This is a genomic window from Citrobacter sp. Cm046, assembly GCF_030333065.1.
Taxonomy (GTDB): Bacteria; Pseudomonadota; Gammaproteobacteria; order Enterobacterales; family Enterobacteriaceae; genus Citrobacter; species Citrobacter murliniae.
The window spans coordinates 553,797-578,601 of the sequence record NZ_JAOWGP010000044.1 but is presented as its reverse complement, the minus strand read 5'-3'; the positions used below and the strand labels follow the sequence as shown (position 1 = coordinate 578,601).

Below are 24,805 nucleotides of genomic sequence, written 5' to 3'. Positions count from 1 at the left end.
GTCATACCTCTTTCTGTTTACGGCAGGATTTTCTTAAGCAAATGCTCAAGCGTTGTTACTTCGTCCGCCGTTAAGTTTTTTGTTAGTTCCTGGTGCAGGTCTTGCCCTACTAATTGATGACACTGCTCGCAAATTGCCGCGCCATGCTCGGTGAGTTTCACCAGCACGCCTCGCTTGTCATGTGGATTTGGAAGCCTTTCGATCCAGCCCTTACAGGCCAGCCTGTCGAGCATCCGCGTTAAGGCGCCAAGGTCGACAGACAGCACTTTTTTCAATTCGACAGGGGTAATGCACACCGCGCATCGGATGGAGCAGAGCACCTTAAACTGCGATGCAGTGATATCCAGCGGTGACAGATAGTCGTTTAACAAACGATCTTTTTTCTGATTAACCATGTAGATCAAACGACCCAGTGGGATGATTTCGTTGAACAGATCACTGGTGTTTTTCACAATGGTTGCCCTGGCAAGTAGTTAGTCACGGCTGATATTATTGCTCAGGCAAATATAAGTCAAATGAATGGATCAGCGAATGCCACGTTTTGCTAAAGTCGTGGGTGTCGCTTGCGGTGTGCTTATTTTTAACATTCTGATAATTATGGCTTATGCGTAAAGACGCAAAATGAATCCTTACATCGCTTAAATGGCTTATCCCTGGTGTTTCACCTTATACTTGCCGTTGACGAATAACGCACAGGAAAGATGATCTTATGATGGACTTGTTTAAAGCAATAGGACTGGGGCTGGTGGTCCTGTTACCGTTGGCAAACCCGTTAACCACCGTGGCGTTGTTCCTTGGCCTTGCCGGCAACATGAACAGCGCGGAGCGTAATCGTCAGTCTTTAATGGCGTCTGTCTACGTGTTTGCCATCATGATGGTGGCGTACTATGCAGGGCAGGTGGTAATGAATACCTTCGGGATTTCGATTCCCGGATTACGTATTGCGGGTGGGTTAATCGTTGCGTTTATCGGCTTCAGAATGCTGTTTCCGCAACAGAAGGCGCATGACTCCCCGGAAGCGAGAAGTAAGTCAGAAGAACTGGAGGATGAACCAACTGCCAACATTGCATTTGTCCCGCTGGCGATGCCAAGCACTGCCGGGCCGGGTACAATTGCAATGATCATCAGTTCGGCCTCTGCCGTGCGTCACGGTTCTGAATTTCCTGACTGGGTGATCATGATTGCACCGCCGATTATATTCGCGGTTGTCGGGATTATTCTCTGGGGGTGTCTGCGCAGTTCTGGCGGCATCATGCGCCTCGTTGGGAAAGGTGGTATTGAGGCCATTTCCCGTCTAATGGGCTTTTTGCTGGTGTGTATGGGTGTGCAGTTTATTATTAACGGTGTGTTGGAAATTATTCAAACCTACCATTAAACAACAGGCCCGATATTCCTGTCGGGCCTGGTTTTCACTACTGCTGAGGCTGTTCTTCCAGCGTAACTGGCCATTTGCGAAATATAATCACCGCCCATATCAGTGCAATAACGGCAGGCAGGGCACCTACGTAGCCAATCGTAGACATTGACCAGTGCAGGCTCACCTGATTTCCCACCAGCGCTCCTGCGCCAATACCAATATTAAAAATACCGGAGAACAGCGCCATGGCAACATCGGTGGCATCCGGTGCCAGCGCCAGCACTTTCACCTGCATCCCCAGACCTATCACCATAATGGCAATACCCCAGAAAATACTCAGTATGGCAAGGTGCATTTCGCTGTCGGCTGCAGGAAGCAACAGTACCAGGCACACCGTCAACAATGCGATGGCACTACCTATCAGCGCGGAGGAGTATTGATTCCCCAGTTTGCCAAAGATAATGCTGCCGATAATGCCAGCCCCGCCCAGAATCAGCAGTAGCACGGTAGCGAAGTTTGCGCTTAGTCCGGCGACGGTCTGAACGAAAGGCTCTATATAGCTGTAAGCAGTGTAGTGCGCGGTGACTACAATAACCGTCAACAGATAGAGGCTCATCAGTGCCGGACGACGGAACAACAGTGGAAGACTTTTTAAAGAACCGGAATGTTCGCTGGGCAGTTTTGGTAGCAGTTTAACCAGACAGACCAGGGTAACAAGTGCGCCCATACCGATAGCGAAGAAGGTGGTGCGCCAGCCAAAATACTGACCGACGATACGCCCGATCGGCAGACCTAACACCATCGCCAGTGCGGTCCCGGTGGCAATCAGGCTCAAAGCCTGCGCACGTTTACCGGCAGGTGCCAGCCGGATGGCCAGCGATGCGGTAATTGACCAGAAAATGGCGTGCGCAAAAGCAATACCAATACGGCTAATAACCAGCACAGTAAAATTCCACGCCAGAAAAGAGAGCACATGACTGGCGATGAACAGAATGAAAAGGCAAATAAGAAGTTTGCGTCGTTCGACCTGGCTGGTGAGCAGCATAAAAGGCAGCGACATCAGTGCGACAACCCAGGCATAGATTGTCAACATGATCCCGACCTGAGCGGTCTGCATACCAAAACTTTGCGCGATGTCTGACAGCAAACCAACGGGGACGAACTCAGTGGTATTAAAAATAAAAGCGGCAATTGCAAGCGTAACTACCCGTAGCCACGCGACCTTGCGGGAAACAGTGTTTGTTGTCATATAAATTTGTCGGGTTAGTTGCGAAAAGGTGAGGCCATGATCTTAAAACGTTTACTGGCTAAAATACAAACATTTCGTGATTCAGATCTCGTTTTTTGCCCGTATGTTACAGGCTGGTCACGTTGTAATACGAACAGAAGAAGAGATGAGGTCTAATCATAAAGCCATAATAAGTGACGTTGTCACTTATTCGGTGTTGCACATATGACCAGTCTGACGACAGTTATGGCGGATTCACACGATAAGTGGAGTGAGAATCGCTTCCTTGTCATCGCCATTTGACTGACGTCGGTTAATCTGAGTTTTGTGAGAGTTGAGGGGTCAGTACTTCAATGAACGCCTCCAGTTGCCGCGTCATGCCCCCACGACGCCAGACCAGCCAGGTATTCAGCCAACGCCAGTTTTCACTAAGCGGCCAGGCATTAACCTGATGATGCCCCGGCATGCTTTCCAGCATTGAACGCGGTATTAGCGCAATTCCGGCTCCGGCGATGACGCAGGCGAGCATGCCATGATACGACTCCATTTCATGGATTGTGCCAGGCATTGCGCGATCGGCATGAAACCAGCTTTCAAAATGGCGGCGGTATGAGCAATTAGCGCGAAAGGCGTAAATACTGCAACCATTGACGTCGCTGGCCCGATGGATCGGGGCGTGTCCGTGGGGGGTGACAATCATCATCTCCTCACGGTATACCGGCATTCCTTCAAGCCCTGGGTGAGTAATCGGACCGTCAACAAATGCGGCATTCAGCGTACCTTCCAGTACACCGTCCAGCATGGTGCCTGAGGGGCCTGTTGCCAGCGCAAACTGGATTTTGAGGTAGCGTTGATTATATTCCGCCAGTGTTGCAGGGATGCGGACCGCCGCTGTACTTTCAAGCGATCCGAGAGAGAACAGTCCTTGCGGTTCATCCCCGGCGACAACCATTCTCGCTTCTTGCACCAGTGCCAGGATCCGCTGGCTGTAGCGTAGAAAGTTATGCCCGGAGGGGGAAAGCCTGAGACGCTGGTTTTCACGAATAAACAGATCGACGCCCAGATCGGCTTCAAGCTGGCGAATACGCGTAGTGAGATTGGATGGCACACGGTGTACCTTTGCGGCCGCCTGCGTAATGCTGCCGGTCTCTGCAACAGCATTGAACATTTCCAGTTGCGTCAGATCCATTGTTTTTCTCTATTCGTGAATGGTGTGGTTAATATTATTCATTTTTCATAAAGAGTAAATACGCTCATGATATAACCATATCCTGCGATAAAGAGAGTAAGACCTATGACCATCACAGCAGCAACACATGCTATTTCCGTCGATCCCTCCAATGGCGAAATATTAACGGCGATGCCGTGGGCCAGTGCTGATGAGATTGCACATGCACTAGACCTTGCAGCACGTGGATTCAATGAATGGAAACTTACGACCGTTGCGTATCGGGCGCAGATGCTACGTAATGTCGGACAGGCACTTCGCCTGCGTGCAGAAGAAATGGCTCAGTGCATTTCGCGTGAAATGGGCAAGCCACTCAGACAGGCTCGTGCTGAAGTTGCGAAGTCCGCCGCCTTATGCGACTGGTATGCAGAACATGGTCCGGCGATGCTTAACCCGGAACCAACGCTGGTTGAGAATCAGCAGGCGGTGATTGAGTATCGCCCTTTGGGCACAATTCTGGCGGTAATGCCGTGGAACTTCCCACTCTGGCAGGTCATGCGTGGTGCAGTGCCAGTTTTGCTGGCCGGGAATGGCTATTTGTTAAAGCATGCGCCTAACGTGACCGGATGTGCGGAGATAATCGCGCAGGTGTTTGCTGATGCCGCAATACCTGCTGGCGTCTATAACTGGGTTAATGCTGATAATGCCGGGGTCAGCCAAATGATCAATGACCCACGTATTGCGGCGGTAACGGTGACCGGCAGTGTGCGTGCTGGCGCGGCGATAGGCGCTCAGGCCGGAGCGGCGCTCAAGAAATGCGTGCTGGAGCTTGGCGGTTCCGATCCGTTTATTGTCCTCAATGATGCCGATCTGGATCTGGCTGTTAAGGCCGCTGTAGCAGGGCGTTATCAGAATACCGGACAGGTTTGTGCTGCGGCAAAGCGCTTTATCGTTGAAGAAGGGATTGCGGCAGAATTTACTGAACGTTTTGTGGCGGCTGCCAGTGCGTTAAAGATGGGTTCTCCGTTGAATGAAGAGAATGAACTCGGACCGATGGCTCGTTTTGATCTGCGTGATGAACTGCATCAGCAGGTAGAAGCCTCGCTGGCGCAAGGGGCTCGATTGCTACTGGGTGGGGAAAAAATTGCCGGCAAGGGTAACTATTATGCTGTGACGGTACTGGGCGATGTGACCCCTGAAATGACGGCTTTCCGTCAGGAGTTGTTTGGTCCGGTCGCGGCGATCACCGTGGCGAAAAATGCTGAGCATGCGTTAGCACTCGCCAATGACAGTGATTTTGGTTTGTCGGCAACACTTTTCACCGCTGATGAGGCGCTGGCTCAGGAAATGGCCTCACGTCTGGAGTGTGGCGGTGTGTTTATCAATGGCTTTAGTGCGAGTGATGCACGCGTCGCTTTTGGTGGCGTGAAGAAAAGTGGCTTTGGTCGCGAGCTTTCGCATTTTGGTCTGCATGAGTTTTGTAATGTGCAGACCGTCTGGAAAAACCGTATCTGATCTTCCTGGTGCCTCTAAGGGGGCACCTGTCTTATTTCTGCCATGTTTCTGTCATTTACTCTGCGTACACTCGCGTTTAACGCTTTGATACAGAAGAGTATTATGAACTTAATTCAAATTTTTCGTCGCCTTGTTTCCCGTCAGTTTGGTCTGTTAACCGGTATTTTCTGCATTATTACGCTGTTCTCTGTTTTGCAGGTGGCGACTTCGTTAATGCTTTCCGATTCTGTCACTGATGCTCAACATAATGAGCAACGTAATCAATTAGCGCTTTTGCAGCAGGCGAAGGTCGATGAGGCGAGGGTTGCGCTATTGTCCGCCAGCGATTTGCTTAACCGCGCCGGGGTCTATTTTATGCAGGACGCCGCTACCGGTTCGGAGGGGAGTTGGCGCCCGCTAATGGAGGAGGCGTATCGCGCACTGACGCAGTCAAAAAATGCCTGGGATTCCTGGATCAGCCTGAACCCTCATCAGGATCCTGAACTGATGACGAGTTATCAGCGCTTTTATAGCGGAATTCAGGAACAGGCGGATGGACTGATGCAAACCAATTCTATTGATGCGTTTTTTGCCGTTCCTGCTCAGGCGTTTCAGACGGATTTTAACGAAAACTATGCACGCTTTCAGAAAGATGGCGGACGGCGAGTTGAAGCCGGGCGGCAGCAACTTCTGACCAGTCTCGAAGGGTTGCAGCATCTTTTTTTATTTATCCCTGTCGTGCTGGTAGTCATTGCGATTCAGGTCTGGTGGGGAATGTCCCGCTGGGTTATCACTCCTTTACGGCAGCTAATAGATCATATTGATATTCTGGCGGCGGGCGATCTTTCCCGGCCGACGCCAGTTGTGAGCCAGTTTAATCGTGAGGTTTCACAGCTAAGCTCACGAATTGATGCAATGCAGCAGGGATTGCGTGTGTTGGTGCAGCAAGTTAATGATGCCACAACATCAATGGTGGGGAATATCAGCCAACTTGCGCAAAGTAATAAGCAGTTGTATCAGCAGTCGGCAAAACAAAGTGAGGAACTGAATTCCGTCACTTCGCATATTTCGTTTCTGGAAACGCATGTGGAAGATAATAGTGGTTTTGCCCAACAGGCTAATCAGCGTGCTGTGCAGGCTCGGGATATCGCTGCTGGTGGCGATCGCATGATGGCAACGGTAAACCAGTCAATGCAGGCTATTGTGGCCCGGTCATCAGAAATGCGTGGAATTATAACGCTTATCGACACTATCGCTTTTCAGACGAAAATTCTGGCGTTAAATGCGGCCATTGAAGCGGCGCACGCCGGGGAGCAAGGGCGTGGGTTTGCGGTAGTTGCAAAAGAGGTTGGATTTTTGGCGCAAAAAAGTAGCCAGTCTACTCAGAATATTCAGGCGTTGATTCATCATTCCTTACTGGGGATTGAAGAGGGGTTCAATGCGGTTAACGTGCTGGATGAGAATTTACACCAGGTTATCTCATTAGTGGAAAACCTGGGGGATTTACTGAATGATATTTCAGGTGCGACCCTCAATCAGGGGAGCAGTATTCATCAGTTGACCAACCAGTTGCAGTCGCTTAACCGTGCTGCCATGCAAACCAGTGAACTGGTGAATGCTGCATCGGAATCGTCCCTGCAACTGCATAATGAATCCCATCAGTTAATGCAGGCCGTTGCCAGATTCCGTCTTCCGGTCTGACGCTGTGTATTCAGCTCTGTTATACTCGCAGGCCTTTCAGACCTGCGAGCAAGGAGCATGTTGTGGCCAGGGCCATGGACAATTCAATTTTAGAGACCATTGTGCAGCAGGTTCGCCCGCTGATTGGTCAGGGTAAAGTCGCTGATTACATCCCCGCATTAGCTTCCGTCGATGGTTCAAAACTGGGCATTGCCATTTGTACCGTTGATGGTCAGCACTATCAGGCGGGCGATGCGCAGGAGCGTTTTTCAATTCAGTCAATTTCGAAGGTGCTCAGCCTTGTCGTGGCGATGCGTCATTATCAGGAAGAGGAGATCTGGCAGCGTGTAGGCAAGGATCCCTCAGGACATCCGTTTAATTCTCTGGTTCAGCTTGAAATGGAACAGGGGATACCACGCAATCCCTTCATCAACGCCGGAGCACTGGTGGTCTGCGATATGCTGCAAGGCCGTCTAAGCGCACCGCGCCAGCGCATGCTTGAAGTCGTTCGGGCGCTTAGTGGCGTTTCGGATATTGCCTATGATGCGACGGTCGCCCGCTCGGAGTTTGAGCATTCGGCCCGCAATGCAGCGATTGCCTGGCTCATGAAATCCTTTGGTAATTTTCACCATGATGTCACTACTGTTCTGCAAAATTACTTCCACTACTGCGCGCTTAAGATGAGCTGCGTGGAGCTGGCGCGTACCTTCGTGTTTTTGGCCAATCAGGGTCATGCCTTTCATCTTAATGAGCCGGTGGTCACGCCACTGCAGGCTCGGCAGATTAATGCACTGATGGCGACCAGTGGTATGTATCAGAACGCAGGTGAATTTGCGTGGCGGGTAGGACTTCCGGCGAAATCCGGCGTCGGCGGTGGAATTGTAGCGATTGTGCCACATGAGATGGCGATTGCAGTCTGGAGTCCGGAACTGGATCCCGCAGGAAATTCACTGGCAGGGATCGCTGTACTGGAACAGTTAACCCAACAACTGGGGCGTTCAGTTTACTGATGATTTCGCTTGATCCTCTTTTTTCCCGACTGGCGAAGTCGACATTTCGTTCACGGTTTCGCCTTGGTGAGAAAGAAAGGCAGTACTGCAGAGATAAAGGTGCGCCGGTTATTGAACAACATGCTGCAGACTTTATTGCTAAACGACTGGCACCGGCATATCCCGTTAATGATGGCAAGCAAACACCGATGCGTGGACACCCGGTGTTTATCGCCCAACATGCCACGGCAACTTGCTGTCGCGGGTGTCTGGCAAAATGGCATGATATTCCCCAGGGACAACCGCTGAGCGCAGAGCAGCAACGTTACGTTGTCACGGTAATTTATCACTGGTTAGTGATCCAGATGAACCAGCCATAGATAACATAATCCTATGATACGACTCCTTGTGTTGTGCAGATGTTAAACGCAGTATGAAGGAGTCTATCTAAGGAGCATAAATGGTTACCTGTAAACCCTGTTTTGTGCTGAGCGCGGATCAGATTCTGAAGAGAATCAATGAGCTTGGCGATATCCTTGAGCTGTGCGTGAATGACGGCGCATCCGTGAGTTTTGTTTACCCCTTTAATCGTGATAAATCGCTGCCTTTCTGGGCGAGCGTTGCGCAAAGCGTTACCCGTGGAGAAAGAATCGTTCTTGTTAGCGAAAATTCGCAGGGAACGCTGGTTGGTACAGTTCAACTCGTTATCGATCAACCTGAAAACCAACCTCACCGTGCCGATGTCGCCAAATTACTGGTACATCCGTCAGCGCGACGTAGCGGTGTTGCCAGGGAATTGATGAATGCGCTTGAGGACTGCGCACGTCAACAACATAAATCGCTGCTGGTACTCGATACAGCTACGGGCAGTGGCGCTGAGTTGTTCTACCACAATTGCGGTTGGCAAAAAGTAGGGGTCATACCTGACTATGCACAAATGCCTGATGGGGCGCTGACCGGGACCACACTTTTCTATAAAACTCTCTAATTTGTCGCCGGGGATTGATCAAAACAGGGTTTCAATGTATTAAAGTTTGCTAACCTATTGGACCAATTCAATCAGGTTGTATGACTAATCAAAAAGGGAACCCATTGTGCAAACACTAAATCGTCGCGATTTTCCCGGTGCTCACTATCCTGAACGTATTATTCAGTTTGGTGAAGGAAACTTCCTGCGCGCCTTTGTTGACTGGCAAGTTGATCTGCTGAATGAGCATACCGATCTGAATTCCGGTGTGGTCATTGTTCGTCCTATCGAAAGTACATTTCCGCCTTCACTGAGCACACAGGATGGTCTCTATACCACAATCATTCGCGGTCTGAATGAAAAAGGAGAGGCCGTTAGCGAGGCGCGTTTAATTCGCTCAGTTAACCGTGAGATCAGCGTCTATAGCGAATACGATGAGTTCCTGAAGCTGGCGCATAATCCTGATATGCGCTTTGTTTTCTCCAACACAACTGAAGCCGGTATTAGTTACCATGCGGGTGACAAATTCGACGATGCACCGGCGGTGAGCTACCCGGCAAAACTGACCCGTCTGCTTTTCGAGCGCTACACCCATTTCGATGGGGCGCTGGATAAAGGCTGGATCATCATTCCTTGTGAGCTGATTGATTACAATGGCGATGCGCTGCGTGAATTGGTGCTGCGTTACGCTCAGGAATGGGAATTGCCAGAAACGTTTGTGCAATGGCTGGATCAGGCAAACGCATTTTGTTCCACGCTGGTGGACCGTATTGTGACCGGTTATCCGCGTGATGAAGTCGCGAAGCTTGAAGCGGAGCTGGGTTATCACGATGCCTTCCTTGATACTGCTGAACACTTTTACCTGTTTGTTATTCAGGGGCCGAAGACATTAGCGTCTGAACTGCGTCTGGATAAATATCCGCTAAATGTGCTGATTGTGGATGACATCAAGCCGTATAAAGAGCGTAAGGTCGCAATTCTGAACGGTGCGCACACCGCTCTGGTTCCGGTGGCCTTCCAGGCTGGGCTGGATACAGTGGGTGAAGCGATGAATGATGCCGAGGTTTGCGCTTTCGTCGAAAAAGCTATCTATGAAGAGATTATTCCGGTACTGGATTTGCCACGTGATGAATTGGCTTCGTTCGCCAGTGCAGTAACGGGGCGTTTCTGTAATCCGTACATCAAGCATCAGTTGCTGTCTATTGCGCTGAACGGTATGACCAAATTCCGCACCCGTATTCTACCGCAGTTGCTGGCAGGGCAGCAGGCCAGCGGCAAACTGCCGGCGCGCCTGACGTTCGCTCTGGCGGCGTTGATTGCTTTTTATCGTGGGGAGCGTAACGGTGAGTCTTACCCGGTTCAGGATGATGCACATTGGATTGAGCGTTTTCAGCAGCTGTGGGCTCAGCATCATGACCGACAGATCAGCACCGCAGAGCTGGTAAAATCCGTTCTGGCTGTAAAAGATCACTGGGAACAGGACCTGACGCAGGTTCCCGGGCTGGTGGAACAGGTTTCTGCCGATCTGGATACGATTCTGGTGAAAGGCATGCGTGAAGCCGTAAAACCGCTTTGCTAATTTGCTGATCCAATAACCCGGCCCTGGCCGGGTTTTTCGTACTGCCTGATTAGTTACAACATACGGATGTTTCTCTTAAATCATACAGTCTGTAACGCTTGTGCTGACTGTTTCTTGCAGTGGTAGAAGTGCGGAATTAACTGTCGGGATGTGCTTGCAACATTGATCACGATCACGTTTAATGGCGCGGCTTTCACATTTTTCGAAGATAACCATGATCGTTCGACCTCAACAACACTGGCTACGCCTGATTTTTGTCTGGCACGGTTCAGTTTTATCCAAGATTTTTTCACGTCTGCTCCTGAATTTCCTGCTCTCCATCGCCGTTATTATCATGCTGCCGTGGTATACGATGCTGGGTATCAAATTTACGCTGGCGCCATTTAGCATCCTGGGCGTCGCAATTGCTATCTTTTTAGGTTTTCGCAACAACGCCTGCTATTCACGTTACGTTGAAGCCCGGCATTTGTGGGGACAGTTGATGATTGCTTCCCGATCGCTGTTGCGCGAAGTGAAAACTACCTTACCGGACGACGGCGAATTGCGGCAATTCGTTAACTTGCAAATTGCGTTTGCGCACTGTTTGCGTATGACTTTGCGCCGGCAGCCACAGTCGGAACCGCTGGTGAAATACCTCAGTGCGACAGATTTGCAGACCGTGTTTGCTTCGCAGTCCCCGGCAAACCGCATCCTGTTGCTGATGGGGGAATGGTTAGCTGTTCGCAGGCGCAGCGGTCAGCTCTCTGATATATTATTCCATAGTTTAAACAATAGGTTAAATGATATGTCAGCGGTACTGGCGGGGTGCGAACGAATTGCGAATACCCCCGTGCCGTTTGCCTACACGTTGATCCTGCATCGTACTGTTTATCTGTTTTGTATCATGCTGCCATTCGCATTGGTGGTGGATCTGCACTATATGACGCCGTTTATCTCAGTGCTTATTTCCTATACCTTTATCTCTCTCGACACGCTGGCTGAAGAACTCGAAGATCCGTTTGGCACGGAGAATAATGATTTGCCGCTCGATGCTATTTGTAATGCGATAGAAATAGATTTGCTGCAGATGAACGATGAAGCGATTGTTCCAGCTAAGCGCATGCCGGATAAGCATTATCAGCTGACGTAAAAGAGATTTCAGTTAACCTCTTTTTGCCACCATGTCGGTTGCATGTCTGTAAAAGAGTGGAACTCCGGAGCAAGATCCGCATCATTCGGATCGTCAAAACCTCCGACTAATAATGCAATGACGGGGGCGTCATCGATGGCGCCCACTGAACTTCCACACTGCTGACAAAAAGCTCTGCTGGACGTATCCGAAGAACGCCACGTCGTTGGCTTACCGGATTTGCCTGTCCATTCCACATTCCCGGCATTAAACTCAATCCATACTACTGTGGGCGCACCCGTATGCTTGCGGCAAATGTCACAGGAGCAGGTATGTGAATTATTGGGGTTGGTGGCAGTAAAACGAATTGAACCGCACAGACAACCGCCAGTGTAGATTTTTGACATGACAACTCTCGCCAGTTAAACGTTTTCAGACACTAGCAGATGAAAGGCTTTACCACTAGATTCTGATCTTAAAAAGGCGAAGGCGCGCATAATCAATAATGAGATCTAGCCTTCTCTGTATTAGCCTCTGTAATAAAGAGGCCAATATCGAATTCAATGAGGTTAAAAATCGCGTCGGGCAACAATAAACAGGCGTGGAAATGCCAGCAGGATATTACCGTTTTCCTGAAGTGGATACTGTTCCTGTAGAAGTTCATGGTAGCGCGCCAGATAATTACGCTGTTCACTTTCACTCAGCTCCTGCAACCATGGGCGTAGCCCCGTCGAGCTGACCCAATCAATAATCGACTGATGTGACTCCATAATGTGGTAATAGGTTGTGCGCCAGATATCCACGTCGCATCCCGCTTCAGTCAAAATGTCATAATAGGCATGCACACCGGGGAGCGGCGTGCGTCCCCGATCGGGATAACCCTGCTCATAGGCCACTTCACGCATCAGGACATGTGTCGGTTCCTGCCAGTTATCTGGCATTTGCACGGCAAGTACTCCGTTGTAGTTCAACAGGGATACCAGTTGTGGGAACAATTCATAGTGGTCAGGAACCCACTGCAGGGAAGCATTCGCGTAAAGCAGATCAAATGACTGTTCCGGCCGAAACTTGCTGATATTGGCTTCAACAAAGTGGCAGTCTGGCAGCGCTTTACGCGCTTCATTAAGCATGTTAGGTGATGAATCCACCCCGATGATTCTGGCCGATGGCCAGCGCTGATGCAGCAACGTCGTGCTGTTTCCCGGACCACAGCCCAGATCGACGACTGTACGTGCATTTTCTAACGCCACTCTGCTCAGTAATTCTGCCGCAGGTCTTGTACGTTCGCTGGCGTATTGCAGATAGAGCGAGGGGTTCCAGTCGGCCATGTTTGATTCTCCTGTATGGGATGGAGTCGGTCTGAATCCAGAGCAGGCTGCTGCTCTTTAAGATTACGACATAATGGCCGATCATTACGTGTATTAACCGCAAATTTCTCGTAGAGCATCAATTATTCTTGTGCTAATGGATATATTAATAATATTCAAGCAATTGCCGTCCAGATTCGTCTTCTTCAAGATATTCAAAGGAGAGAAGACGAATTTTGGTATGGTTATAAAACCATTCATTCTCATTTCGTTGAATAATGTCCCCAGTTTTGAAACATATGCCGGATGCTGCCCGCACGATTGCATATTTCCCATTATTAAACATAACTCTGTGGATACAAAAGGGTTGGCTGGCTTCTCCTAACAGTCGGTTGGCAATGATATCACCTTCAATAAAAACAGCTTTTCTGGTTTTCATAAGCTTTACCTTTAACTTTCAAGATTGGAATGCCTGTTAACCACCAATGCACCAGCATTCTGACGGGCGAAATAGCAGCCCGCAGGCAGGGCACTCCAGAACAGCATCCTTGCGCATTTTCCCGGCTTTTTGATCTGCTATGTGGGCACATACCGGACAGGTTACGTGTACGGGTCTTTCTTTGAATTGTCTGAGTCCATCTGTGTAAGACATAAATTAATGCTCTGTAGAATGTATTATTAATTATACGCCTTTGTTTAATAATATTTGATTTATGTTGTGTATATTTAATCCAGTGCTTGAGTTTCTTCTGGCAATGCAATGCAATGCAAGCAAAAAAAGAAGAGAGGATAAATCGCGATGCAGACCGCGTTTGATGTTCTCAGAGATAGTCAGCGCATTAACGGCAGACGTTAATGCGCATATTTAACGAGCTTCAGTTTTGAAGGATATCAACAGTATGAGATTGTCCATCATCCCACAGCGAGATTCTGTCATCAGGTAGAAGAACGCCATCCAGTATGACCTGGTATTCGCCATCACCGCGCGAAACGGTGATGTAATACTCACTGTTGCCATGCTGGTAGGTCATGCTTAAAGATGGCCAACCATCCGGCAATTGAGAATGAATGGTCAAAACCGTACCGGAACGTTTTATCCCCAGCAGTTCCTCTGTTAGCAGGCGGTATGCCCAACCTGCAGAACCGGTATACCAACTCCATCCCGCACGCCCGGTATGGGGCGCGATGCTGTAAACATCCGCACTCATGACATACGGTTCGGCTTTATAGATTTCTACTCCGTTTGCACTCAACGTGTGGTTTATTGGATTTATCATTGACCACAACTGCCACGCACGCGATGTATTGCCCATTCGGGCAAATGCCATCACTGCCCAGATGGCACCATGTGTATACTGTCCACCGTTTTCTCGCACGCCTGGCAGATAACCCTGAATGTAACCCGGATTAGGCCCGTGACCATCGAAAGGGGGGGTTAACAGTTTAATCAACCCGGCATCGTTATCGACCAGGTGCTTATCCAGTGCCAGCATGGCCCGCGCACTATGGTCCGGGCTGGCTGCCCCGGACAATACGGACCAGCTTTGCGCAATCGCATCAATCCGGCAATCCTGAGAGGCTTTCGATCCCAGCGGAGTCCCATCGTCAAAATATCCTCGCCGGTACCATTCGCCATCCCAGGCTGAGGACTCGAGATTTTTTTGCAGGAGCAGGGCCTGCGTACGGCACATCGACGCGACAGTGGTATCCTGACGTTGTTCCGCCACTCCTGCGAAGCGCTGCAAAATATCGTACAGGAAGAATCCAAGCCAGACGCTTTCACCTTTGCCTTCAATGCCGACCCGGTTCATCCCGTCATTCCAGTCCCCGGCCCCGATGAGCGGCAGGCCATGCGGCCCAAACTGTAGCCCATGCTGAATGGCTTTTACGCAGTGTAACCACAGCGTTTCTTTTGTGTCACTGATGACAGGGGTATCGTAGACAGACTCTTCCCGGGGAGGGATCGGGCGGCCTTCCAGATACGGGATTGCCAGTTCCAGCACATTCATATCTCCCGTCGCTTCTACATAGTGGCAAACAGCGAGCGGGAGCCAGAGATAGTCATCCGAACAATGTGTACGCACGCCATTGCCGTGAGGTGGATGCCACCAGTGTTGCACATCTCCCTCAGCAAACTGCCTTGAGGCACAAAGCACAATTTGTTCGCGCAGACGTTCTGGTTCAGCATGGCTCAGAGCCAGCGTATCCTGCAACTGGTCGCGAAAACCAAATGCGCCGCCGGACTGATAATAACCACTACGCGCCATCAGACGACAGGCGATTGTCTGGTATAGCAGCCAGCCATTTACCAGCAAGTTAACGGTGGTATCAGGTGTGTGAACCTCGATTTTGTCCAGCACGCTGTGCCAGTAACTGTGTACCTTGTTCAACTCCTGGCGGGCGACTTCTTCATCCAAATAACGGGCGATTGTCACCTGGGCCTGAGCCTGGGTTTCCTCTGCGCCAAGAACAAAAATAAAGGTTCGCTGGTCACCATCAATTAATGTGGTCGCAGACTGTACCGCGCCACATGGATCCAGCCCGGCACCTGTTTTTCCTGAGAGCCTGCGTAATTTTATGGCTGCCGGGTAATGCAGGGAACCATTGCGGCCAATAAACTCACGGCGATCGCCTGTCAGTGAACAATGAGGGCCGCTGACGGCGAAAAAGGCGGTACGTTCATTACCGTTGGCACCGTAAAAATTATTGGCCATCACGCCGCAGCCATCCGGGATATTCGCAGAATGCGTCACAATATGCAGGGCCGATCGGGTTCGCGATTCCCCCAAAGCCCATTCCACATAGCCGGTAACGGACAGTTTACGCGTGCGCCCCGAATTGTTGCTGAGCGTCAGGATCGCCAGTTTGACGGGCTCCAGTTCAGCGACAAGTATCGTCAACTCACTGTCTATACCACTTTCACGATGAGAAAATACGCTGTAGCCGAAGCCGTGACGGGTCAAATAATCACCCTGACCGCGTAGCGGTAACGTGGTCGGTGACCAGCAGGCACCGCTTTCTTCATCGCGCAGATAAAATGCTTCACCGCTGCGGTCGCTGACCTGATCGTTTTCCCACGGTGTTAACCGGTATTCATGCGCATTCTCATACCAGCTGTAGGCTTGTCCGGCTTCCGAGATTACGCTACCAAAACGGGCGTTTGCCAGTACGTTGGACCAGGGGGCTGGAGGGGGCGCATTTTCCCTGAGTACAATCTGATACTCACGACCGTCCTGAGAAAACCCGCCGTAACCGTTGAAGTGGCGTAACTGACTGGTATCCGGTGTCCAGTCACTGTGTTGATTGTTCCGAACCGTAGTGTGGGGAATCAGTGGCCTGGCCAGAATTTTGGTTGTATGGATCCGCTGGTTGAGCTGTTCATTAATTCCACCCGCGCGGTCATCAAGGTACAAACAGGCCACACTCATTAGAAGCTGTTTATCCTCGGCGCTCAGATGCTCACCATTACGCACAAAAATCCCGCCGGATTTATCTACCAGATTTGCTTCTGACCCGGCATAAATTAAATCCATGATCTTATTTTGCAGGGTCTGTTGGTAGCCTCCTGGGCTGTTATTCATAATAACCAGATCCACTTCCAGACCTTTCAGCCGCCAGTAGCGATGCGCCTGAATAAGCGTGGTCACCGTGTCGATACTCTCTTCGCTGACGATACTGAGCAGGACAATCGGCAGGTCGCCGGAAATCGCCCAACCCCACAGGCCAGACTGACCCCGACGGTTACGGCTGATTACCTGGCTGTCGGCGCGTAATTCCTGGCAGGGGTAAAGCACCGCACTGGCGAGGCGATTAAATAGCGAAGCATCATCTTCACTGGCGTTCATCTGGCGTAATACCACCAGGCTGTGAGACCAGGCGACTTCGAAGACGCGATCAGCGATGGGGCGATCGCGATATTTTTCCAGCAGGGCCAGGCTTTGCTGACGACTTGCGCTGATGCCATAGACGATATCAACCGTCACTGGTTGTCCAGGTTGTAACGTAATTGTATGGCGTATTGCCAGAATGGGATCCAGCACTGACCCTGAGGTATTACTGAGTGGTCCATTTAAGCCAGTGGCAAACGCATTGGCCGGATTTCTGCCGCGCCCAAGAAATTTCGCTCTGTCGGTTTCAAACGAAGCGCCTTTATGGTTATCACCACGCACGACCATCATGTGAAACAGGCAGGGACTCTGTTCGTCCGGCGAGCGCGGACGCCTGTGACAAAGGATGGCGTCACGGTCATTATCAAGCTCGGTCTGGATAAATAAATTACTGAATGCAGGATGCGCCAGATCGCTTGCATCAGGTGCCAGTACCACTTCGGCATAGGTGGTTAGTTCGAAGGTTCTTGGCTGGCGACCACGATGTACCAGCGTCAGTCGGCGAAGCTCAATATCATCCTCCGGAGAGACCACAACCTGTGTTCTGACGCTCACTGTGCCGAAATTGCGTCTGAATTCTGCGCCGGCATCGGTAAAAATAACTTCATCACGGCTATCACCATTACTGACAGTTGGTTGCCAGGTATTGCTCCATACTTCTTCGGTCTGCGGATCGCGGATATAGCAAAATGCCCCCCAGTTATCCCGGGTGCTATCGCTGCGCCAGCGGGTGAGGGCAATATCGTTCCAGCGACTGTACCCACCGCCGCCAGCGGTTAACATCAGATGGTAATGGCTGTTAGACAACAGCTGGACCTCGGGTACCGGACTGTCCACGTCGGTGAAAACACGCGGTTCATAGCGAACCGGTTTAACTCTTCCTTCATGAGATTCAAAATGACGGCGCGGGCTATAGAGATCGACTGCATCCGGTACGCGCTCCTGTAACAGCAGGCTTGCTGACTGGAAAGCGGTACTCGACATGAACCGGTCTGCCATTGGAGCATTAAGCAACACGTGGGCCAGTGCCTGGAATGCCATTCCCTGATGGTGCGCCATCCAGGACTGCACGATGGCATACAGTTGTCCGGTGGCGAGGCGTGATGGCGTATAGTCCAGCGCTTCATAGAAACCGTATTCGCCGCGCGCACCGTTTTTGTCCAGTTCGAGCAGATTCTCACAGGCTTTCTGTGGCGCAATCATCAGAGCCAGTAATGTGGCATAGGGGGCAACGACCATATCGTCAGCCAGCCCGCGTCTCAGACCCAGGCCAGGTACGCCAAACGCCTGATACTGATAATTATGCTGAACATCAAAAGCATGATAACCCGACTCTGACACGCCCCATGGCACACCGCGCTCTTTACCCCAGTCTATCTGGCGCTTAACCGCAGACTGGCTCATCTCATCAAGCAGACAGCCGGGCCAGGCAGGCATAACCAGATTCGGCATAAGATATTCAAACATCGAGCCGCTCCATGACATCAATGCGGTTTCATTGTCGATGGTAGTAAACAGTCGTCCCAGGGCGTACCAGCTTTTGAGCGGCAGTTGGTTAGTCGCAATGGCGAGAAAACTGGTCAGACGGATTTCAGAGGGCAGGAGGTCATAGTGACTTTTATCCAGCGTATTGGTATCGCCGTTGTAGCCGACGCTGAGCAGATTGGTTGTTTCACTATAAAGGAAGGTGAAATCCATTTGCGCATGGTCGTTCAGTCGTTGCTCCAGTTCAGTGATAATGTCCAGTCTCATGCGTGCCAGGGTGATAGCCGAAGCAGGAGGCGTGCCTTCCCCGGTATGCTTCGCACGGGCAATCCAGCTCAGTGTCGGCAGCGTAGTGGTGTCATACGATGGCGGTAACCAGCCGAGCAAATGTGACCATTCATGACATACCTGAACCAGTTGATGCTCCAGATGCTCTGCCCAGCGCACCACAAGATGACTCTCTTGCTGGCACTGAGCTGTCAGATGATTACACTGGGCGCGCATTTTTTTAAGTTCACTGAACAACTGTACCGGAGGTAATGACATCGCGCTGAGGCAATGTTTGCGCAGCAGTCGCATACCGGTTGGCGTATTCTGTCCCCAGTGCTTCTCCAGAATAGCCATTGTGTCGTTCAACCCGGCCAGTATCTGCTCGCAGTTTAAAACCGGCTGATGACGCATAGCGGTCAGACCTTCGCGCAGAGTCAGTAAATGGCCTGCCATATTGCCGCTGTCAACGCTGGAGATATAACGTGGGCTAAGAGGCGCCAGCGTTCGGGTGTCATACCAGTTGTACAAATGACCGCGGAAGTGCTCCATTTTATCCAGCGTATCGAGAGTGAGCGTCACACGTTGCAAGACTTCGCCACCAGGCAGATAACCAAAATCCCAGGCCGTCAGGTTGGCCAGCAGAGAAAGGCCAATGTTAGTGGGAGAAGTGCGATGCGCGATTGTAGGTTGCGGTATTTCCTGGTAATTATCAGGTGGAAGCCAGTTCTCCTGCTCTGTAGCAAACGTTTCAAAGAAGGCCCATATTTCGCGGCTCGTCTGGCGTAACAACTGTTTTTGTTCCTGATTCGGTGAGAATGTTTTACGTACAGGCTGTCGGCTTAACCAGCTTAACAGCAGGGGAGTCAGACACCACGCTACGCTGACGGGTAGCGCAACGGTCAGAAGCAGTGGAGCAAAATGTGCCGTCAGAGCTGCAAAGGTCACACCGCTTGCCACATTCATCCACATCGCCCGATAAAAACGAAAAACTGAGATATGGGATTGCTGATTATCCGGGCTGTGGCTGGTCCACTGGTTGAGATTTTGGTGACTGATACCGAGGCGCCAGAGCGTCACGCCAATCGCGTACAGCGAATATCCGGCTTCATGCGGTGATAACAAAAAGTTCAACCCGATGCTGGAAAGGCGCTTTAGTGCTCCGGCCGCGACCAGCAAGAGATGTTGTCTTAACGGACGGCGAAGAGGTTTATGCAACAGATCGTAAGTGATGCTCAACATTGCAGGCAGCAGCCATACCAGTGCCAGCACGCCAAGCCAGTAAAACGGATTGGGTACCAAAAGCACGGAGGAAAACAGCAGTGCCAGCATAGAGGGGGCTACCAGGCTGCGACGCAAATTATCGAATAGTTTCCAGTATGATAGTGCGGATAACGGGTTTTTTCCCCGGCTTCCATCCGCCTTTCTGACGCGAAGTTTTAGCCAGTTCAGCAGTTGCCAGTCGCCACGGATCCAGCGGGTGCGGCGTGCAACGTCCGACAGATAGTTGTTCGGATACTGCTCATAGAGCAAAACCTCACTCAGTAGTCCGGAACGGGCATAGCATCCTTCCAGTAAATCATGGCTGAGGACCAGATTTTCCGGGCAGGTGTTGGTTGTGGCCTGGACAAAGGTATCGACATCATAAATGCCCTTGCCGACGAACGATCCTTCTCCAAAGAGATCCTGATAGATATCTGAAGACATCATTGAATAGGGGTTATTACCCGGAACGCTGCTGCGCATGGCGGCATAGCGTCCCTGGCCATTTCGTGGCATCTCTTCCGCCAGTCCGGGTTGTAAAATTCCGTATCCCTTAACGACTCTTTGACGCTGCGGATCATACTCTGGTCGATTCAGCGGGTGCGCCATCGTCGCGATCAGCTTATGTGCAGTATCGCGTGGCAGAACGGTATCGCTGTCCAGGGTGATGACATATTTAATGTGCCGTGGTAACAAATGGGCGGGCATGTCTGCCACGCTGGAAAATTGTGTTGTGGGATGGCGTAACCAGGTGTTCAGTGATGCCAGTTTGCCGCGCTTACGTTCATAACCCATCCACATACCTTGAGTGGGATTCCATTCAGGTTTTCGGTGCAGCAAATAAAAGCGCGGACGGCTGGCAGGATAGCGCTGGTTTAGCTCCTGCGTCTCTGCGATTGCCAGGTTTAACAGGTCGCTGTTACCTTCAGTATTTTCAAGTGTGGAGTCTGCAAAATCGGTAAGAAGGGCAAAGCAGAGGTTTTTATCCTGATTGCCGAGCCAGCACACTTCAAGACTGGTGAGCAGTTTGCTGATACTTTCATGGCGGGTCAGCATACAGGGAATAACCACCATTGTGGCGCAATCATCGGGGATCCCGGTTGAAAAATCCATCCGTGGCAGCGGGCGAGGGATTCGAAAACGTGTCGTCGCCTCGCTCAGCAGATCGCTCACTAACTGGCTGACAGCCACAATTAACGGCAATGCCATAGCGATTAGCAACCATCCCATTCCCTGCAGCGCCGTATCGTGCAATATAGCGGCTGTTGTTGCCGTGGTCAGCAGGCTCAGGCTACCCAGCCAGGACAGCAGGGGGATTTTATTGAAACTGTGCCGCAGGCGTATGAGTCCAGGTGTGTCAGCCGACAGTTGAATTTCCAGTTTCTGGCGTCCTTCACCTGCCAGATAATAGCCAATATGATGACCGGGCGTTTCGGGCTCCGCTTCCTGAGAAAGCAAGAGCACACGGTTGGCCACTTCCAACTCACTGAAGTGACTGTCTCGCGCCAGAATTTCAATAACATGGCGGTAATGATCCCGTGTATCAAAGTGCATTCTGGAATAAATGGCAGCAGGGTCAAGACGTAAGGTCTGTTCAACCACGCTTATCGTCTCGACAAAATCTGCCCAGTTAGTTTCGCTCAGTAATCGTAAACCGGCGATGCTGTTACTGACAGAAAGCTGACTGGCAGCAAGCTGTTGATTGAAGCTATGAATTAGCTCATCGGTAGTGACACCCTGTTCAGCCAGGCGCTGCTCAACCCAGGTCAAAGGTAACGCCAGTGCATTACCATGTCCCTGCAGACGACGGACCAGTTCTGCGACAAATGCACTACTCAACGGTGGGCGTGAGCGCGCCATATCGGCAATCACCAGGATTAAATCTGCAGGGGCGTTCTCCGCACACTCAAAAATCCGTGTTATCCAGCTATCTGCCAGGCTACGTTCTTGCTGCGCCTTAACGACTTCCATACTGACGCGACGCAGGTTTTCGATCAGGGCCAGTCGCAACATACCCGGTAAAGCCCAGACTTCCCCTAATGTTAGCGGTGTCACCTGTTGGTAGGCTGAGATATAGCTGGTCATGCTGGCGGTATCCCAGCGTCCGTCGCCATGCGCAATCGCCTCTGACGCTACATCGTATATGCGCGGGCAATTATGGGGGGATGTCAGAGAAGGAAGGCCTTTGCCGAAGCTTTTCGGCAAGTGCTGGCGAACGATACGGATTTGTTCCTCAATCAGATAGTAGTTGTCCAGTAACCACTCTCCGGCGGGCATAATGCTGTTTTTTTTCCCTGCATTAAGCTCATAGCAGTTTTGCGTGATCACGGCTTCATTATCACCAAGACGTTTGAGCAAATAGTAAGGCAGTTTGTCCGGTGATAATTTATGTGTGCGCGCAAGCTTTTGACCGTATCGTTCCATCTGAGGCGTCGAAAACAGCTCTGAACGCAGGTTATTATTATTGTCAGCGGTAGGATCATTAGCCGGAAACGAAACATGTCCGGAGGTATTCGTCAGGATTCGGGAGCGGCTAAACCACGCCCTGGGGTTCATTTTCATAGCGTTGCTCTGATGCGACATAGCGCGCAAGAGCAGTTGCGAAATCAGTTCAGAAACGTTCTCTCAGGATGGGCGTAAGGCATCAGGGATTTAACAGCTGCTGGTGTATGTCTAAGTATAGAACATCGGGTTTGTGTTACCCGGTATCTGGAACTAGCGTTTGGGGACAAACAGAGCTTTACATCCAGGACAAAGCATTGCCTGTTTTAGACGGATTTTGGAGACAGGCTGAGATGATTTTAAGCCGCAAACAGGGCAGGTGATAGTGGTTGTCGATGCACCACTGAAGAACTTCATTGCGTAATCGATAAAGGACATGATGATTAACCTCTCAATGAATGTGTGTCACTCTACCACATCCGATTAAAATTTAATCTGTTTATTTCCCCATATGCACGTCATCATGGTTCGACAATACCACCAGTTTTTCATCCATAAAAACGTCCATACGTTGTGAGCATAGCGTTGCGGTTAGAAACACAGTAGATGCGGGTTCATATCAATTCCAGATCAATGCAATCCAGTTACAAAAGCTATTCGTGGCGCATCAGCAAAAAAACACCTTGTTAATGGCCTACACCCTCATAAAGGACTATTGACATTTTTGGGGGTGAAAATTCTTAATTTTGTTTCATTGTGCTGTTGGTTTTTTTGTCTGCTGGTGTGATTTGATGGAGATTGCTATTCTGAATAAAAATCATTCAAAAATATTTGTCAATAAATACCATAGGTCTTGGTTAAAACTGACTTTTTTTGAAAATCTTTGAGTAAGTTCACAATGAAATTAACGCAAAAATATGCAACTGTCATGAGAGAGGAATCTCATATATAACAAAGGCTTTTTCTAGGGGTGTAAAAAACAACCTTTCGATTTTTTATAAAGATTGCACAATATTCTCTATTTTGTTAACGCTGTATTAACATTGTGGGTGTAGTTAGGGATCACAGTTTTTGTTATGCTCCAAATTAATTGATTTTATTGGCGAAGCTCCTATTTCACAGTTTCTTGATTAATCAATCCGTTATGGAAAAAGAAAATTCATTCCTTAATTGATTCGTAGTAAAAACGAATTCTGGAGGAGAGTCGATAAATAAGGAGGCTTATGTGTGGGCTTTTGTACCCTTAAGGCACAACATATTTTATTTTTTATTTGCAGGCATGATCGTATGTGGTACTGCGAGAGCCTATAACGGTACACCGAACACAGCCCGAGTTGCGTATGTGACACTGAAGGAAAGTATTCTTTTCGCTTTTGACCGTGACCCATCAATAAGTCAGCAGGCCGCTCAAATGGGAATTGGTCAGGCGCAAATTGACGAAGCACGAAGTGGTTGGATGCCGCAAATATCACTTAATGGCAATACAGGGCATAGCCAGACTACAGACTCAAGCGGCTCACTACAAAACTCAGCAACATGGGGGCTAAGTCTGACACAGCTTGTCTATGATTTTGGCAAAACGAACAGCGCAATCAGTCAGTCTGAAGCACAACGAGATAGTTACCGGTACCAGCTTATGGCCACATTATCTAGTGTCGCTGAGAAAACGTCTCTCAGTTACGTTGAGGTCAGACGCTATACCGAATTGACACAAGCAGCGAAAGAAAATATTACTGCGCTTAAAAATGTTCAGCACATGGCACGATTGCGCGCAGATGCTGGTCTGAGTTCTACGTCTGATGAGCTTCAGACGCAAGCGCGTGTCGCGGGAATGCAGGCAACGTTTGAACAATACAATGCAGCGCTGAGTAGCGCGCGGGCAAGACTTGCTGTCTTAAGCGGTATTGATGCAGAGCAGTTGCAACCAGTACCTGATGAATTAGTCGTTCAAGAGGATTCTCTTGATAATATTGATTATTCATTAATTCCATCTGTACTCTCCGCAAGGACAATGGAAAGGTCTGCTCAGTATGCCGTTGAAAAAGCAAAATCACAGCACTGGCCGACTCTAAGCCTTAAAGGTGGGCGGACGCGTTATGAATCGGATAACCGAAGCTATTGGGACGATCATATTCAGCTAAATATTGATGCCCCTATTTATCAGGGTGGCTCGGTTTCAGCGAGAGTTCTCCAGGCTGGAGGGGCACGAAAAATGGCAATGTCGCAAGTCGATCAAGCGCGATTTGATGTACTACAAAAAGCGTCAGTTGCTATGGCGGACTGGTCCGGAGCACACGGCAGAATAAATGCCGGGAATATACAATTGCAGAGCGCTCTGCGTGCTCGCGAGGTTTATAAAAATGAATATACTCTTAGCAAAAGAAGTATTAATGACTTACTAAGTGTTGAACAAGATGTCTGGCAAGCAACGCTATCAAAAATAACGGCTGAATATGATAGTTGGAGTGCCGCAATTAATTATGCTACAGCCCTGGATAATTTATTACCTGCTATAGGTGTTGAAAAAAATGCTGCGGCGAAATTACCTGATCTAAGTTATTAACGAAAATAAAACGCTGTAAAA

18 protein-coding genes are annotated in these 24,805 nt (G+C 50.0%); 9 read left to right on the top strand and 9 right to left on the bottom strand.

Annotated elements, in window-relative coordinates; translation table 11 throughout:
• Positions 1 to 17: 17 nt before the first annotated feature.
• Positions 18 to 452, bottom strand: coding sequence for a multiple antibiotic resistance transcriptional regulator MarR (gene marR / locus OGX98_RS20475; protein ID WP_045442733.1), 435 nt, complete (start codon positions 450 to 452; stop codon positions 18 to 20).
• A 257-nt stretch (positions 453 to 709) separates the two neighbouring features.
• On the opposite strand from marR, the gene OGX98_RS20470 reads away from it, so the two are divergent.
• The gene (locus OGX98_RS20470; protein ID WP_045442735.1) at positions 710 to 1,375 is read left to right on the top strand and encodes a MarC family NAAT transporter; all 666 of its coding nucleotides are present in this window, start codon (positions 710 to 712) and stop codon (positions 1,373 to 1,375) included.
• A gap of 37 nt (positions 1,376 to 1,412) precedes the next feature.
• Here OGX98_RS20470 and OGX98_RS20465 read toward each other — a convergent pair whose 3' ends face one another.
• The gene (locus OGX98_RS20465) at positions 1,413 to 2,606 is read right to left on the bottom strand and encodes a sugar transporter (protein WP_045442742.1); all 1,194 of its coding nucleotides are present in this window, start codon (positions 2,604 to 2,606) and stop codon (positions 1,413 to 1,415) included.
• A 292-nt stretch (positions 2,607 to 2,898) separates the two neighbouring features.
• Complete coding sequence (gene ptrR, locus OGX98_RS20460) at positions 2,899 to 3,774, bottom strand: putrescine utilization regulator PtrR (protein WP_286595876.1); 876 nt, start codon at positions 3,772 to 3,774, stop codon at positions 2,899 to 2,901.
• A 105-nt stretch (positions 3,775 to 3,879) separates the two neighbouring features.
• On the opposite strand from ptrR, the gene sad reads away from it, so the two are divergent.
• The 7 genes from sad (at position 3,880) to OGX98_RS20425 (ending at position 11,591) form a co-directional block, all read left to right on the top strand.
• A complete protein-coding gene (sad, locus tag OGX98_RS20455) occupies positions 3,880 to 5,268 on the top strand; it encodes a succinate-semialdehyde dehydrogenase (RefSeq protein ID WP_286595875.1) in 1,389 nt (462 codons plus the stop codon).
• A 102-nt stretch (positions 5,269 to 5,370) separates the two neighbouring features.
• Positions 5,371 to 6,948, top strand: a complete 1,578-nt coding sequence (locus OGX98_RS20450) for a methyl-accepting chemotaxis protein (protein ID WP_286595874.1) — start codon at positions 5,371 to 5,373, stop codon at positions 6,946 to 6,948.
• A gap of 62 nt (positions 6,949 to 7,010) precedes the next feature.
• Positions 7,011 to 7,937: a glutaminase B gene (gene glsB / locus OGX98_RS20445; RefSeq protein WP_045442746.1), complete on the top strand. Its 927-nt coding sequence runs from the start codon at positions 7,011 to 7,013 to the stop codon at positions 7,935 to 7,937.
• Complete coding sequence (locus tag OGX98_RS20440; protein WP_048221475.1) at positions 7,937 to 8,296, top strand: DUF4186 domain-containing protein; 360 nt, start codon at positions 7,937 to 7,939, stop codon at positions 8,294 to 8,296. Before glsB ends, OGX98_RS20440 begins: the two co-directional genes overlap by 1 nt.
• Positions 8,297 to 8,376: 80 nt before the next feature.
• Positions 8,377 to 8,904 carry a GNAT family N-acetyltransferase gene (locus OGX98_RS20435; RefSeq protein ID WP_286595873.1) on the top strand — a complete coding sequence of 176 codons (528 nt, stop codon included), beginning with the start codon at positions 8,377 to 8,379 and terminating at the stop codon, positions 8,902 to 8,904.
• A gap of 106 nt (positions 8,905 to 9,010) precedes the next feature.
• Complete coding sequence (locus tag OGX98_RS20430) at positions 9,011 to 10,462, top strand: tagaturonate reductase (protein ID WP_225760906.1); 1,452 nt, start codon at positions 9,011 to 9,013, stop codon at positions 10,460 to 10,462.
• Between the two features lie 214 nt (positions 10,463 to 10,676).
• Entirely contained in the window at positions 10,677 to 11,591 is a 915-nt protein-coding gene (locus OGX98_RS20425; RefSeq protein WP_045442753.1) for a bestrophin family protein, read from the top strand.
• An 8-nt stretch (positions 11,592 to 11,599) separates the two neighbouring features.
• Here OGX98_RS20425 and OGX98_RS20420 read toward each other — a convergent pair whose 3' ends face one another.
• From OGX98_RS20420 to OGX98_RS20400, 6 genes are all read right to left on the bottom strand, one after another.
• The gene (locus OGX98_RS20420; protein ID WP_045442757.1) at positions 11,600 to 11,977 is read right to left on the bottom strand and encodes a GFA family protein; all 378 of its coding nucleotides are present in this window, start codon (positions 11,975 to 11,977) and stop codon (positions 11,600 to 11,602) included.
• Positions 11,978 to 12,139: 162 nt separating this feature from the next.
• Complete coding sequence (gene tam / locus OGX98_RS20415; RefSeq protein ID WP_048221472.1) at positions 12,140 to 12,898, bottom strand: trans-aconitate 2-methyltransferase; 759 nt, start codon at positions 12,896 to 12,898, stop codon at positions 12,140 to 12,142.
• Between the two features lie 145 nt (positions 12,899 to 13,043).
• On the bottom strand, positions 13,044 to 13,316 hold the full coding sequence (locus OGX98_RS20410) for a hypothetical protein (RefSeq protein ID WP_045442764.1): 273 nt from the start codon (positions 13,314 to 13,316) through the stop codon (positions 13,044 to 13,046).
• Between the two features lie 36 nt (positions 13,317 to 13,352).
• A complete protein-coding gene (locus OGX98_RS24010) occupies positions 13,353 to 13,529 on the bottom strand; it encodes a YnfU family zinc-binding protein (RefSeq protein WP_223306989.1) in 177 nt (58 codons plus the stop codon).
• A gap of 223 nt (positions 13,530 to 13,752) precedes the next feature.
• A complete protein-coding gene (locus tag OGX98_RS20405; protein ID WP_286595872.1) occupies positions 13,753 to 22,341 on the bottom strand; it encodes a glycoside hydrolase family 94 protein in 8,589 nt (2,862 codons plus the stop codon).
• A 153-nt stretch (positions 22,342 to 22,494) separates the two neighbouring features.
• Positions 22,495 to 22,659: a YnfU family zinc-binding protein gene (locus OGX98_RS20400; RefSeq protein WP_223306990.1), complete on the bottom strand. Its 165-nt coding sequence runs from the start codon at positions 22,657 to 22,659 to the stop codon at positions 22,495 to 22,497.
• Between the two features lie 841 nt (positions 22,660 to 23,500).
• Between OGX98_RS20400 and OGX98_RS20395 the strand changes: the two genes are divergently transcribed.
• Entirely contained in the window at positions 23,501 to 24,784 is a 1,284-nt protein-coding gene (locus OGX98_RS20395; protein WP_286595889.1) for a TolC family outer membrane protein, read from the top strand.
• Positions 24,785 to 24,805: the final 21 nt, after the last annotated feature.